The following is a 14,707-nucleotide window of genomic DNA, read 5'->3' as shown; positions in this document are numbered from 1 at the left end:
CTTTCGTTAACTGGTCTATCTCTCAAATTTGTTTCGATAACTGCGCTAACAACGGCTAGTCATACCCGCAAAACATTGGTATCGCCTTAGGATTTGTGCATGGCATTCCACGACGACGTTGACGACGCGAACGATGCGAACGACGAAACGTCTTCAAAGCATGAGTTCGAACTACCTTTCCCGCACGCTGCGGCGGCGAAAAAACCCGGCTCAGATTCGGCTGAATCCCTGAGCGATGACGGTCGTATTGACCTCAGCGAAGCGTCAGCCGACGGCATTATCGATCTCGATGCCGCCCTTAACGGCGAAGCACCCGAACCTGTTTCAGCGCGGGATGACTCTCTCGCGCCTTCCGTGGATTCTGCGATCCCCGCACCCTTCGACCTGAACGAAGAATTTCAGCGCTCTGATATTGCGGATGCTCTCAATCAAGGCATGCCGCCCTGGGCCATGGCCCCGGCACCCGATCCGACTCAAGCCGTTCCGCAGCTTGACGCCCCCGAGTCCGCTTCAATTTCGGATGCTCCGGTGAGCGCCGAAGAGCCGACCCCCGCTGTCTCGGACTCTGCGACTGCCTCCGCAGATGATGACGATGACGACCCGTACCAAATCCCTGCTGACTACACGACGCCCGATTTCTTCGCCTCACGAATTTCTCGTCGGCGGACTCCTGCCGAAGCAGAGGCAGAGAATGCTGCCGCTGCGGCTGCCGAACTTGCGGCGCTGGAGGAAGAAGCGAACGCGACTGTCAATGGCGCCGATGGGGTAGCTGCAACCGGTGATGCTTTCGATGTGAGCGAGGACTCTGCAGACGCAAAAGAGTTCAGCTTCGAATCCCTTTTCGCTACTGAGGAACCCGCCGCCGTGCCGGAGCCCTCAGCATCCGCTGACGACTTTGACGACACTATGTGGTCTGACGTTTCGCCTGCGATCGCTGAAGACGAGCCCGCTGCCGAGGCGGCCGAATCAGACGCGCCAGCGAATCACATCTGGAAGCTTGGGCCGCTTGAGCCCGAGGCCGCCGGAACGCCGGTGCCCGCTAGTTCTTCCGTGCCAACCGATGGCACTGAGCTTCCGATGGACACCGCCGCCGCTCTTCCCATTGAGGAGGTAGTTGAAGGCGCCCCGATGTGGAACCTTGACGGCAAGGACGCTCCCGCCACGGCCGCAGAGGTTCCGAGCCCTGGCCTCGACGGGTTCCTGTCGCTCGATAACGACCAGCCCGTTGACGATGCGGCTGCTGGCGCTGAGCAGTCGGCCACAGACGCCACTGACGTCACTGACGTCACTGACGTCACTGACGCCGCTCATGCTTCATCGAATGTCACCGCGGAAACTGAAAACGCCGCTGCCGAGCTCCCGCCGGTCGAAAGCGTTTCGGCCTTCGATCTTGATGCTGCGTTCAAAGAAGCCGCTGCAGCCGTACCCGCGGGTGTCTCGAGCGCCGACGTCGAAGGAGACGGTGCCGACACCATTGACCCCGCGAACGATGATGCCACTCTGGGCGTCCCGGATGCCGATGCTGCGTTCGATTTCTTCGCTGCGCTGAACAAGGATGTCGCACAAGATGCACCCGTCGACCACGCCAATCAATCAGCAGGCAGTGCAGAGGCTGCGGACAGCGTCGAGGAGCCAGACGTCAACGATGTTGACGAGCCAGGGGCCAACACGGTCGAAGAGTTGCGTGTTGACAGTGTTGACGAGGTCACAGACGACGCCTCGATCGATCCCGTGGTCAAGTTCTTCGCCGCTCCCGCCCCTGCACCCGAGACTCCTGCGCCTTCAGGCGAAATGCACGACGATGCCAGCTCTGCGGCGGAGTCCGGTCTGTCTGCGGTTGCAGAATCCGAATCAACTGATGCGGATACCGCTGATGGTGTTGAGGCGCCAACGGCTGCTGGCGAGGATGCCGCTCGTGATGCCGAAGCTGCACCGCCCCTGGCACCATGGTCTTTGAGCGCTGAGAATGCAATCGACCTAGATGACAAAATCGCGCCCGTCGTGAATGCGCACGACGAGTCGACCCAGCTCGACCATTCTGAGACGCAGGCTGTTGAGCCGTTTGCGGATGAATCAACTGACGCTGACGCTGACGCTGACGCTGACGACTTCAGCGCTTTCCTTTCGCTTCCACAGGAAGAGGAAATCGCGGCAACGTCGGACGTGGAAGAGCCATCCGCTGCGGTGGCTGATGCCGCGCCATTTACTGTTGCGCCCGCCAAGTCCGCCGACAAGCCTGACGCACAGGATGCCGCACCCGAGTTCGACTCTGAACTGCCATCTTTCCCGTTGCCGGATGTCACCGCTTCATCCGCGGACGAGCCGGCTCAGGTGCCGTCTGAGAGTGAAACCGACGTCGTTGCTGAAGCCACAGCCGACACCGACTCTCACTCCCACTCCGACTTCGAATCGCCATTCGCCCCGCGGCAGTCGTTCGTTGCCCCGTCGGCCGATGAGCCAGCTCCTCACTTAGAGGATCTCTTCGGCGCAGCAGAGGATGTCGCACCGGTTGATGAGTCGTCGCTGGCCGCACCCTTCATCTCCAGCTTTGCTCCGCAGGCGCCGATTGTGCCCGCGAGTCCGCTAACCGAAGCCACTACAGAGGCACCCGCCGCCGATGACTCGTCCACTCCGGATGATGCTTCGTCCGCTCCGGATACTGCCTCGCCCGTCGCAGGCGCGCCCGTCGAAGAAGCTGCGGCTTCGACAGCGGATGAGCCCACCGAGGCTTCGGCTGAATCCGATGCGAGCGCTACTGGCGACGGTGATGACGCGCCGACGCCACCGACCCGCCGCTCGATGGCGGATGAAGAGTTGCTGACCTGGGCGGACAACCCTGCGAATCAATCGACGGGTACGCTCAGCGTCATCGAGGTCCTTGAAGCTCAATTGCGCTTGCGTGAAGAAGAAGCGCGCGAATATCGCGAGTGGGAGACAACGTTCCGTTCGCGTGGTGGCCCCGTAGCTGATCAGATTATTGATCAAGTCCGATCGGAGTTCGCGGACGTCGTTGACGACGAAACGTCCACGCCCACCGATGCTGCAACCGACGCCGACGCAGCACCAGCAGCCTTCGCTCCCGCCCCCGAAGCCGTCGGAACCCCTGAGGCTGCACAAGCGCCTGAGGTCGCCGAAGCGCCTGAGGTTGCAGAAGCACCTGACGCTGCAGCAGCCCCGGAGGTTACGGAGGCGCCTGCCGCCGCTCCGGCTGCCCAACTGCCGGCCTGGGACGTGCCGCCGCCCAGTGAATCGTGGTCGCCTCCCGCTGACTTCGAGGACGAGATCCCGTTCGCAGCCCATGCGGACCCGACCGGCTCCATCACGCTTCCCGTGGTCGGTGAAATCTCGGATGACAGCGCAGCGACTGCCGACACCGATGGTTTCGCATCCGCCTCCTCTTCGACGCCTGCTGCCGACGCCACGGCCGTTACTGAGAGCGAACCAGCTCCTGATACTGCGGCGGAAGCGACGAGTCACGTTGCTGAGGATGCCGCCGCCGAGCCGGAAGCCGAAGAGCAGACCGAGGAGCAGCAGCCCGTATCTGCGCCGCTGTTCGATCCCGCATCCGGTCTCCTGAGCTTCAGCAAAGCAGCCCCTGAGCCTGCGGTCACGCCTGACGCAACCGAGGCGCCTGACGCACCGCAGGGGCCAGCGGCGGCTGAAGCTCGTGACGCAAGGGAAGCACCCGCAGCCCCTACCGCTGAGGATCTCTTCGCAGCGCCCGCACCATCAGCGCCAGCTGCGCCTTCCGCTGCAGACGCACCTGCTAGTTTTGCCGGACAGGCCGCACCGGAGTTCCCGGCCGACGAAGATGGCGATTACGACGAACTGCCCTTCGCCCCACCGGCTCTCGTTGAGCCCGATACCGCTCCGAGCATTCCGCGAGCGAATCTCGATGAGCATGTCTCCTTCGGCGATTTCGGCTTCGCGCCACCACCGGCTGATGCTCCGGCTGTCGAGATACCCGAAGCCGTAGCTGAAGAAGACGCTTCCGAAGCGCCGTTTGCGTTCGGCCTGAGCGCTGATACGCACGCTTCCGACTCTTCGACTCCCGCCGTCGAAGACACAGTTTCTGTCGACTCAGCGATCGCGCCGGCCGATGCACAGGGTGCAGCCGCCCCAATTGTGCCGTCTGAAACGCCTGAAGACGAAGCTAAACCTGAAGCTGAAGTCGAGCCGACATCTGATGTCACGACTGCTGCGGCCCCGGCGTTCAACTTCGCCTCGACGGAAAACCCGCACTACGTTGCGTCCGACCCGATCGATTTCGATGATCTTCTGAAGACTGACGACATCGACCATGCCGATGTCGACACCGATGAGCCTGAGGTTGATCCTCTCGTGGCATTGCTGGCGAACGCCGCCCCGCCGATGCAGGGTGACCCGCTCTCCGAGGTGCAGACTGGTTCGATCGCGGTCAACCAGGCCGATTTCGAAGCAGAATCTGACGACGCTGTGGATGACAGCGATCGCCTTACCTATTCCACGGATCTTTCCGCAGGCGTTGGCGACGTTCCTTCCGCGACCATTGCTACGACGGACGATGAGATTCCGTTCGCCGCGGGTGCCGCAGGCGCCGCCGCGATCGGGGGAGCCGCTGCAGCAGCATCACTCGCATCGCAGCCGGCACCAATCGATGCCGCAGTGCCGCTTCCGGCGCCCGCTACCGCTCCCGTCGTTCCCGAGGCTGCGGCCGCACCGTCGGTACCTCAGCCGGTAGCGCACTCCACCGCAGTAGTCGCCCAGCAGCCCCTGGGCCTCGAGGAAGTTGCACCGACCGCTCAGAAGGTCTTCAGCCTCGAAGAAAGCGGCCTTGAGCCCACCCCAGTGGAGCGTCGAATCGGCCATGCGGCTCGTTTGTTCTGGCTGTGGTTCGCGGCTAACTCGTCGATCGTAAGTCTCGGTCTCGGTGCCGCAGTCGTCGCTGTCGGAATGAGCTTGCGCCAGTCGATCGTCGCGATCTTGGCTGGTGTCGCGCTGTCGTTCATCCCTCTGGGGCTCACGACTCTCGCGGGCAAGCGCAGCGGTCAGCCGACGATGGTCGTCTCGCGAGCATCCTTCGGAGTTCTCGGTAACATCGCACCGTCGGTCGTCGCCCTTGTCGCTCGCCTCTTCTGGGGAGCGGTACTGCTGTGGGTCTTGGCATCGTCGGTGGCAATCGTGCTGGTCGGCTCCGACCTCAACGGTGGTCTCGGTGATCGTCAACTGCTGTTGATCGCTCTGGCCCTGTCGTTCCTGATTGCGCTAGTGATTGCCTTTGCCGGCTACCCTCTGTTTGCGCGCATCCAGCTCATCCTGAGCATCATTTCGGGTGTTCTCGTCGTCGGTCTTATTGGCTTCACTGCGCAGTACATCGACATCTCTCAGGCCCTCACCACACCGGATGGCTCGTGGTTGCTCACGATCACCGGCGCCGTGCTCGTCTTCAGCTTCCTCGGTCTGGTCTGGGCCTACAGCGGTGCAGATATCGCTCGCTACCAGCGTCCATCGTCGAGCGGCGGGGCATCTATGCTCTCGGCTACCTTCGGTGCCGCGCTGCCCGCCTTCGCGTTGATCGCCTACGGTGCGCTTCTCGCCGCATCCGACCCGGCCATCGCCCGTGGATTCTTGGCATCGCCTCTCGATACCTTGATGCTCCTGCTGCCGAGTTGGTACCCGATCCCGCTGCTGCTCGCTGCCACGTTGAGCCTGCTCTCCGGCATCACCTTGAGCCTCTACTCCGGCGGTTTCGCCCTCCAAGCAATTGGTGTGCGCGTTCCCCGTCAGTGGTCGATTGTGATTGTTGCCGTATTGCTCGGTGCTCTCTCGATTCTCTTCGCGTTCGGTGTCAACGGTGGCATCAACGAACTGTTCCGGGATGTCGCGACTACTCTCGCGGTACCCACTGCAGCCTGGGCCGGCATCTTTGCTTCGGAAACGATGATCCGCACCCGCAAGCTGGACAGCGCAGCGTTGCTATCCCGTGGTGGTGTCTACGGCGACGTGCGCTGGGTCAACCTCAGTGCCTTCGTCGTGATCTCCGCAATCGGCTTCGCTCTCACCAGCGCAACGATCAGCTGGCTTTCATGGCAGGGCTACGGCTTCACCGCTCTCGGTGTAGACCTCACCTCGGAACTCGCCGGAACCGACCTGGGTGTACTCGTTGCTCTCGGCCTCGGACTCCTGACGCCGCTCGTCGCTGGCATCCCCGCCATCCGTCGTCAAGAGGCTGAGCAAGCTGAGCGCGCTCCGCGTCCCGCCTAGACTGAAAGCGTGTCTACTACTGTCGCTCACGTAATCGCCGCGGCTGAACAGCTCTGGCCCGTTTCTGGTGCCGAAGCGTGGGATGCCGTGGGCCTCGTCTCCGGCGACCTCGATGCTCCGGTGTCGACGATTTCGCTCGCTGTTGATGCCGTTCTCGACACCGTCGACGAGGCGATCGCCGACGGCGCCGACATGCTCATCACGCATCACCCGCTCTTGCTGCGAGGCGTAACGTCGGTCGCCAGCGACCGCTACAAGGGCGCGGTGCTCACCAAGCTGATCCGGGCCGAGTGCGCTTTGCTCGCTGCCCACACCAATGCGGATGTCGTGGAAACCGGAACATCGGGTCGCTTCGCTACGAAGCTGGGCTTGTCGTCGATCGCACCCATCGTTGAAGGCGAAACTCCGGATCGTGGCATCGGCCGCACGGGGCAACTGCCGGAGGCGATGACGCTCGGTCGTCTCGCTCGCCTCATCGGTGAGATCCTGCCGCCGACGGCCACGGGCATCCGTGTCGCGGGTGATTTCGATCAACTGGTTCAGTCGGTGGCATTGTGCGGGGGAGCGGGTGACGCATACTTGAACGACCCGGCCGTGTTGGCGTCGGATGTGTACATCACGAGTGACCTTCGGCATCATCCGGCCTCTGAGGCTCGGGAGAATGCTCGGCTGCAGAATGGTCCGGCACTGATCGATGTGTCGCACTGGGCGAGCGAGTGGTTGTGGCTCGACGCCGCAGCCGACGAATTGCGTGCGCTGCTGCCAGACGTAACGATTACGGTGAGCGAACTGCGCACTGACCCTTGGGATTTTGCGGTTGTGCAGTAAGCGCACCGTTAGACAGAAAGAAGCATGACTATGGCGTTGACCGCTAGCCCCGCTGACCAAGCTTTACTCCTCGACCTCCAGGCCTTCGACACGAAGATTGCCCAGTTGGAGCACCGCGCTAAGAAGCTTCCCGAGCACGAGCAGTTGTCGGAGCTCAAGAAGCACCGCGACAAGCTTCAGCTGACGATTCTCGAAGAGCGTGGCATCAAGGAAGACATCGAGCTCGAAATGAGCCGCATCGAGTCTGACGTCAAGGTTGTCGAAGCGCGCATTGCTCGCGACACGTCACGCCTCGATGCTAGTTCGTCGCCCAAGGATGTTGCTGCCCTTGAGCAGGAGCTCACCGCTTTGCGCACGCGACTCAGCAACCTTGAAGACATTGAGCTCGCCGTGATGGAGAAGCTTGAAGCGCAGCAGAAGGTCGTAGACAACCTCCTGGAGCAGGGCGGAAACCTTACCGCTCAGTTCGCCGAACTCGAAGCCAGCCGCGACGAGGCTCTCTCCGTGATTGAAGCTGAGCTGGGAACGACTCGCACCGGTCGCACCGCGTTGCAGACCACCATTCCGGAAGACCTTCTCGCTCTCTACGAACGTCAGCGCGAGCGTTATGGCGTTGGCGCTTCGTTGTTGCGCGGCGGAGTATCGCTGGCATCCGGAGTCAAATTGCTCGAGAACGAGATGCAGGAGATTCGTGCCGCTGCTCCCGACGCCGTGATTATGTGTGCCAGCAGCGAGGGCATCCTTGTCCGCACGAACGAGTCGGGACTCTGAGCGCTCTCCGAACGCTAAGCTAGACCGTTGAATGGGTCGGCAAGACGGTCGCGTTATCCGTGATGGATACCGAGGAACGTCCGGGCTCCGCAGAGCAGGATGGTGGGTAACACCCACCCGGGGTAACCCGCGAGAACAGTGCAACAGAAAGTAGACCGCCACAGACTTCGGTCTGGGGTAAGGGTGAAACGGTGGTGTAAGAGACCACCAGCGGCCGGGGTGACTCGGTCGGCTAGGTAAACCTCGTCCGGAGCAAGATCAGACAGAAGACGCTAAGGCTGCTCGCCAAGTCTTCGGGTAGATCGCTAGAGGTGTGCGGCAACGTACATCGTAGATAGATGACCGTCCAGCACGAGATTTCGGTTTCGTGTGAACAGAACCCGGCGTACTAGCCGGCCCATTCCTTCATCGCAGTCCAGCCGCGCACTCACCCGCGTAGCGCCGGCTTTAGTGCAGCGCGCCCACCAGCGAGGCCCGCGTCTAAACGACGCCGCTTGTGCCGAGCAGGGTTCCGATTAAGAACGTGGTGATGAGCGCGAGTGCGCCGCCAATCACGATGCGAAGCGTTGGTCGCACCCAACTATTGCCGCCGACGCGGGCCGAGAGCGCACCCGTGATCACGAGCGCCGTCAGCACCGCGATAAACGTCGCAAAAACTCGAATGGGTTCGGGAGCGATAAGAATTGCAGCCAGCGGTAGAACACCGCCGACAGTGAAGGCCAACGCGGATGCTCCGGCCGCTTGCCAGGCGCTCACGACGTCGTGCTCAGTGATGCCGAGTTCGGCTTCGAGATGTGCCGCCAACGCATCATGCTGCGTGAGCTCTTCAGCTACCTGCTGAGCGGTGGCAGCGCTAATGCCCTTGGCCTCGTAGATAGCGGCCAGTTCGGCCAACTCTTCTTCGGGCATCTCCGCGAGCTCGCGGCGCTCCTTCTCAATGAGCGCACGCTGGCTATCGCTCTGGCTGCTTACGCTCACATACTCGCCGAGGGCCATCGAGATCGCCCCGCCCACGAGCCCTGCAACGCCGGCGGTGATGAGCGGTGCAATCGCGGATGTCGCACCAGCGACACCCACTACGATCGCTGCGACCGACACGATGCCGTCATTCGCGCCCAAAACTCCCGCGCGCAACCAGTTCAAACGACCCGCGAGGTCTCCGGAGTGGGGCTCGTTCGAGTGGAAGCTCATCGTTATTCCTTCACGGCTAAGGCTGCGGCGCCCATGATGCCGGCGTTGTTCCGCAGTTTTGCCGGAATGATAGGAGCGTTCAGCTTCAGCAGCGGCAAGAACTTCTCGTGACTCTTAGAAACACCGCCGCCCACCAGGATGAGGTCGGGGGAGAAGAGCAATTCAAGGTGGGTGTAATAGCGCTGAAGTCGCTTTGCCCAAGCTTTCCAGCTCAGACGGCGACGTTCCTTCGCTGCAAACGAGGCGCCCTTTTCTGCGTCGCGGCCACCGATCAGCAGGTGCCCGAGTTCGGAGTTGGGAACGAGCGTTCCGTTGTAAATCAGTGCACTGCCGATTCCAGTGCCCAGCGTAGTGAGTAAGACGAGCCCCGAAACACCCTGGGCGGCGCCGTAACGCACTTCGGCAACGCCAGCGGCATCCGCATCGTTGACGAAGTGGATGTCGCGACCGAGGGCTTTCTCGAATAGCTTCTCGGCATCCAGCCCAATCCACTCTTTGGAGATGTTGGCGGCAGACATGGTCTTGCCGTTGCGAACGATCGCGGGAAAGCACACGCCAACGGGCATGCCTTCAGGGAGGCCGCCGAGCTTCTCGATCAGCTCGACAACGACGGCGATGATCTCTTTAGGCTTGCCCGACTTGGGCGTTGCGATCTTCATCCGCTCGCTCACGAGCTTGCCGGTATCGGTATCAACGATGGCACCTTTGATGCCGGTGCCGCCGATGTCGATTCCTAGTGCCTGAGTCATAGTGTCTACTTTCGCGTGCGTAGGGATGCGTCAGTCGTGTGCGAGCTATGTCGTTAGGGGAGTGTCAGAATTTCAGTGCCGCGTTCAGTCACAACCATTGTGTGTTCGAACTGGGCAGTCAAGCTCTTGTCGCGAGTGGTGACAGTCCAGTCATCAGCCCACAGATCCCACTCGTGGGTGCCGAGCGTCAACATGGGTTCGATCGTGAAGACCATTCCGACCTCGATCACATCGTTGAACTGCGGCGCGGAGTCATAGTGCGGAATGATGAGGCCGGAGTGGAAAGCTGAGCCAACCCCGTGCCCCGTGAAGTCTCGAACCACGCCATAGCCAAAACGCTTCGCGTACGACTCAATCGCGCGGCCGATTACGTTGACTTGGCGACCGGGCGCCACGGCCTTGATGCCGCGGTTGAGGGCTTCCTGAGTGCGCTCCACAAGGTTGCGGGCATCCTCTGACACGTCTCCGACAAGGAATGTCTTGTTGAGGTCGCCGTGCATGCTGTCTTTGTAGGCGGTGATATCGATGTTGATGATGTCGCCATCCTCAAGCACGGTGTCATCGGGGATGCCGTGACAGATCACTTCATTGATACTCGTGCAGCATGACTTAGGGAACCCGCGGTACCCCAGCGTCGACGGGTAGGCGTCGCGCTCGAGCATGTACTCGTGAGCGATGACATCGAGCTCTGCCGTCGTGATGCCGGGGCGAATAGCGGCACCCACCGCTTCGACTGCACCGGCGGCAATCTTTCCCGCGGCGCGGATGCGGTCAACTTCTTCGGCACTGTAGACGTCAGACCCGGTGAAGGGGCGCGGCGCCGTCTTGCCAACGTACTCGGGCCGAGTTATCGACTTCGGTACAGCGAGTTGAGGTGGGATTACTCCCGGAACGAGGTGACCAGAATTATCCCGAGGCATTCATCTAGTCTACCGGCGTAGTCTTACCGCGAGCGAAAGGACGAACCACATGGAGCAATGGTGGTACAACCACAAGACCGGTGAAGTCGAAGAGGGGCCGCAATCACTTGCGGTTGATCGCGACGGACCATTCGAAACGCGAGCAGAAGCCGAGCGAGCTCCGCAGATCATCGCCGAGCGTGCCCGCAAATGGGCAGCGGAGGAATCCGACGCCTAGAGCTCGCCTCAGCGGGCTCCGGCGCCGGCCCCTCGACAGGCCGCGCGCCGTGGCGCCTAGATGACCCCTTGCGCGAGCATGGCGTCAGCAACGCGCTTGAAACCGGCAGCGTTCGCGCCGACAACGTAGTCTCCGGGATGGCCGTAGAATTCCGCGGCCTCCCACGCAGAAGCGTGAACGCCGCGCATGATCTCGTGAAGCTTGTCTTCGCTCGACGTGAAGTCCCAACGTTGGCGTGCCGCGTTCTGACTCATCTCGAGCGCTGACGTGGCGACCCCGCCTGCGTTGGCGGCCTTGCCGGGGGCGAACAGCACGTCTGCCGCTTGGAAAGTCTCAACCGCATCCGGAGTGCAGGGCATGTTCGCGCCTTCGGCGACGAGCTGGAGGCCGTTTTTCAAGAGAGTCTCGGCATCCTTCACGCTGAGCTCATTCTGGGTAGCGCAGGGAAAAGCTAACTCTCCCGGTACATCCCACACGGAACCACCGGCGACATATCGCGCCGACGGGCGCCGCTCCGCGTACTCCGAAATGCGAGCGCGTTCGACCTCTTTCAGCTGCTTGAGCAGTTCGAGATCGAGCCCGTTCTCGTCGACGATGTACCCGCCGGAGTCCGACGCGGTGATGGGTTTCGCTCCGAGTTGCTGAAGCTTTTCGATCGCGTAAATCGCAACGTTTCCGGAGCCCGAGACAATCGCGCGCTTTCCTTCAACGCTGTCTTGGCGCGTCGCCAACATTTCTTGTGCAAAGAAAACCGTGCCGTACCCGGTGGCTTCAGTGCGAACTTCGGCGCCGCCCCACTGAACGCCCTTGCCCGTGAACATCCCTGATTCGTGGCGGTTCGTGAGCCGACGATACTGTCCGAAGAGGAATCCGATCTCTCGAGCGCCCACTCCAATGTCGCCAGCGGGAACGTCGGTGTGTTCGCCGAGATGGCGATAGAGCTCGCTCATAAAGCTCTGGCAGAAACGCATGACCTCGGCATCCGATTTTCCGTGAGGATCAAAATCTGAGCCGCCCTTTGCTCCGCCAATGCCTTGCCCCGTCAGGGCGTTCTTGAAGATCTGCTCGAAACCGAGGAACTTGACGATGCCTAAGTTGACGCTGGGATGAAAGCGCAGCCCACCCTTGTACGGGCCGAGCGCCGAGTTGAACTGCACCCGAAAACCTCGGTTGACGCGAACGTTACCCGCGTCGTCGTGCCAGGGCACCCGGAACATGATTTGGCGCTCAGGCTCGATCAGTCGCTCGACAATTCCAGCCTCGACAAATTCGGGGTGGTTGCTCAGCACCGGTGAGATGGATTCCAGCACTTCGTGAAGCGCTTGGTGGAACACCGGTTCATGAGCATTGCGGTGAGTGGCTTCGTTGTAGATAGCGCGGAGGGCAGGGGAAAGTGCAGAAGTCATTCATCGCTTTCGCAAGTAGTGGTGGATCTAGAAAAAGGGTTTTGCCCTAGTAAGAGTGGTCCTCGGTCGGGTAAGAGCCGGAGGCCACATCAGCACGGTATTCGTCTACCGCGCCCGCGAGTGTCGCACGCAAGTCGGCGTACTGTTTGACAAATTTGGGGATGCGTCCCTTAGTGAGACCAGCCCAGTCTGTCCAGACCAGGAGCTGCCCATCAACGTGGGGGCCGGCGCCGACACCGATTGTCGGAATCGTGAGCGCTTCAGTGATCTTGGCTGCGGCATCCGCGGGAACCATTTCGAGCACTACCGCAAACGCGCCAGCCTCTTGAACGGCGAGAGCGTCGGCGAGAAGCTGCTCGAAGCCGTCTCCACGTCCCTGAATGACGTGCCCACCGAGGCCATGTTCGCTCTGCGGTGTGAAGCCGATGTGGGCCATCAGCGGGATACCGGCATCCACGATGCGTCGGATCTGCTCGGCGCTGCGCACGCCACCTTCGAGTTTCACGGCGTGGGCGCCGGTTTCTTTCATGAACCGGAACGCCGTGTGGAGCGCTTCGTCCGGCCCTGTTTCGTACGAGCCGAACGGCAAATCGGCCACAACAAATGCGCGCGTCACGGCGCCAGCAACAGCGCGCGTGAGGGGGATGAGGTCGTCGATGCTCACCGGAAGGGTGGTTTCGTAGCCATAAACGTTGTTGCCGGCAGAGTCACCCACCAGCAGGAAATCGATTCCCGACTCGTCGAAGATTCCGGCGGTCAACTGGTCATAACTGGTGAGACCAACAATCTTGATGCCGTTCTCTTTCGCCGTCTGAAAGTGGCGAGTGCGAACTCGTTTGAGCTTGGCTTGGGCCTCAGCGGCGGCAGAGTCAGTCATAGCCGCCAGTCTATCGACTCCGGCGCAGGGTTCAATTGGGCTAACGCGGCGGCGAGTGCGCTGCATAGATGCCTCAGAGCAAGTAGCCTTAGATCGGCAGAATCGATGTCGCAATTTCGCGGCAGGGCACGGATCGAGGGACTCAATGTCAATGGATAAGCAGCGCGACTTCGTTCTTCGCACTATTGAAGAACGCGGCATCAAATTCGTACGCCTCTGGTTTACGGATGTCGTGGGCACGCTCAAGAGCGTCGCTGTTGCGCCGGCAGAGATCGAGGGCGCCTTCGCTGAGGGTCTCGGCTTCGACGGTTCGGCCATTGAGGGCTTCACTCGGGCGTACGAGGCAGACATGCTCGCGCATCCCGACCCCACCACCTTCCAGATTCTTCCGTGGCGTGGAGAGATCGATCCCACTGCACGTATGTTTTGCGACATCTCGACGCCCGACGGCCAGCCCGCAGCATCCGACCCTCGTAACGTGCTCAAGCGCACTCTCGAGAAGGCGGCCGAGCGCGGCTTCACGTTCTACACCCACCCTGAGATTGAGTTCTACCTGCTCAAGTCGAGCAAGCTCAAGAAGGGTCGCCCCGAGCCCGTTGACTCGGCAGGATTCTTCGACAACGTTCCCGGGGGAACAGCTCACGACTTCCGTCGCCGTTCGGTGCGGATGCTCGAAGACCTCGGTATCTCGGTGGAGTTCAGCCACCACGAGTCGGGCCCCGGCCAGAACGAGATTGACCTTCGCTACGCCGACGCCCTCACGACCGCCGACAACATCATGACGTTCCGCACCGTGATCAAAGAGGTCGCTATCGAGCAGGGTGTCTACGCGACGTTCATGCCGAAGCCGATGTCGGGTCAGCCTGGTTCGGGAATGCACACCCACATGTCGCTCTTCGAGGGCGACCAGAACGCGTTCTATGACGCGAGCGGTCACTACCAGCTGTCAAAGGTCGGTCGTCAGTTCATGGCCGGCGTTCTCAAGCACGCTCCGGAAATCACCGCCGTTACGAACCAGTTTGTGAACTCGTACAAGCGACTCTGGGGCGGCGACGAAGCGCCGAGCTTCGTTACGTGGGGCCACAACAACCGTTCCGCTCTCGTGCGCGTGCCGTTGTACAAGCCGGGCAAGGGGCAGAGCGCTCGTATCGAGTACCGCGCTCTCGACTCGGCTGCCAACCCGTACCTTGCTTACTCGTTGCTGCTTGCTGCCGGGCTCAAGGGCATCGAAGAGGGCTACGAACTTCCCCTCGAGGCTGAGGATGCCGTCGGCGATCTCTCGGAGCACGAGCGCCGCGCGCTGGGTTACGAGCAGTTGCCGTCGAACCTCAACCACGCGCTGAGCATCATGGAGAACTCCGAGCTCGTTGCCGAAACGCTGGGGGAGCAAGTCTTCAACTTCGTTCTTCTCAACAAGCGTCGCGAGTGGAAGGAATACCGCGCTCAGGTAACGCCCTACGAGCTCGAGAGCAGCTTAGAGATCCTCTAGACCTCCCCCGGTCACG

10 protein-coding genes and 1 other RNA gene are annotated in these 14,707 nt (G+C 61.5%); 6 read left to right on the top strand and 5 right to left on the bottom strand.

The features are described 5' to 3' along the window. The first annotated feature begins 99 nt into the window (after positions 1-99). From ACWTV1_RS01905 to rnpB, 4 genes are all read left to right on the top strand, one after another. On the top strand, positions 100-6,243 hold the full coding sequence (locus ACWTV1_RS01905) for a cytosine permease (protein ID WP_498503892.1): 6,144 nt from the start codon (positions 100-102) through the stop codon (positions 6,241-6,243). Between the two features lie 9 nt (positions 6,244-6,252). Further along, positions 6,253-7,071 (top strand): Nif3-like dinuclear metal center hexameric protein, encoded by an 819-nt coding sequence (locus ACWTV1_RS01900; protein ID WP_100388857.1) that lies wholly within the window; start codon positions 6,253-6,255, stop codon positions 7,069-7,071. Between the two features lie 30 nt (positions 7,072-7,101). Next, a complete protein-coding gene (locus ACWTV1_RS01895) occupies positions 7,102-7,842 on the top strand; it encodes a zinc ribbon domain-containing protein (protein ID WP_498503891.1) in 741 nt (246 codons plus the stop codon). A gap of 32 nt (positions 7,843-7,874) precedes the next feature. Further along, an RNA gene (rnpB, locus tag ACWTV1_RS01890) (RNase P RNA component class A) lies at positions 7,875-8,246 on the top strand. Positions 8,247-8,322: 76 nt separating this feature from the next. Here rnpB and ACWTV1_RS01885 read toward each other — a convergent pair. The 3 genes from ACWTV1_RS01885 to map are packed head-to-tail and all read right to left on the bottom strand — an operon-like array spanning position 8,323 to position 10,702. Next, entirely contained in the window at positions 8,323-9,033 is a 711-nt protein-coding gene (locus tag ACWTV1_RS01885; protein ID WP_498503890.1) for a VIT1/CCC1 transporter family protein, read from the bottom strand. A 2-nt stretch (positions 9,034-9,035) separates the two neighbouring features. Then, positions 9,036-9,782 (bottom strand): polyphosphate--glucose phosphotransferase, encoded by a 747-nt coding sequence (gene ppgK / locus ACWTV1_RS01880; protein ID WP_498503889.1) that lies wholly within the window; start codon positions 9,780-9,782, stop codon positions 9,036-9,038. Between the two features lie 53 nt (positions 9,783-9,835). Continuing rightward, on the bottom strand, positions 9,836-10,702 hold the full coding sequence (gene map / locus ACWTV1_RS01875) for a type I methionyl aminopeptidase (protein WP_341619838.1): 867 nt from the start codon (positions 10,700-10,702) through the stop codon (positions 9,836-9,838). Positions 10,703-10,751: 49 nt separating this feature from the next. On the opposite strand from map, the gene ACWTV1_RS01870 reads away from it, so the two are divergent. Then, positions 10,752-10,919: a methionine aminopeptidase gene (locus ACWTV1_RS01870; protein WP_341619839.1), complete on the top strand. Its 168-nt coding sequence runs from the start codon at positions 10,752-10,754 to the stop codon at positions 10,917-10,919. Between the two features lie 56 nt (positions 10,920-10,975). Here the strand turns inward: ACWTV1_RS01870 and gdhA are convergent, their stop codons facing one another. After that, entirely contained in the window at positions 10,976-12,325 is a 1,350-nt protein-coding gene (gene gdhA, locus ACWTV1_RS01865; protein ID WP_498503888.1) for an NADP-specific glutamate dehydrogenase, read from the bottom strand. Between the two features lie 46 nt (positions 12,326-12,371). Continuing rightward, the gene (panB, locus tag ACWTV1_RS01860) at positions 12,372-13,202 is read right to left on the bottom strand and encodes a 3-methyl-2-oxobutanoate hydroxymethyltransferase (RefSeq protein WP_498503887.1); all 831 of its coding nucleotides are present in this window, start codon (positions 13,200-13,202) and stop codon (positions 12,372-12,374) included. 151 nt (positions 13,203-13,353) lie between these two features. On the opposite strand from panB, the gene ACWTV1_RS01855 reads away from it, so the two are divergent. Further along, positions 13,354-14,691 (top strand): glutamine synthetase family protein, encoded by a 1,338-nt coding sequence (locus ACWTV1_RS01855; RefSeq protein WP_498503886.1) that lies wholly within the window; start codon positions 13,354-13,356, stop codon positions 14,689-14,691. Positions 14,692-14,707 lie beyond the last annotated feature (16 nt).

This window comes from Salinibacterium sp. VpJ6 (assembly GCF_059767345.1).
Note: the sequence above shows the minus strand (reverse complement) of the source record. Positions and strands in the feature narration are given on the sequence as shown.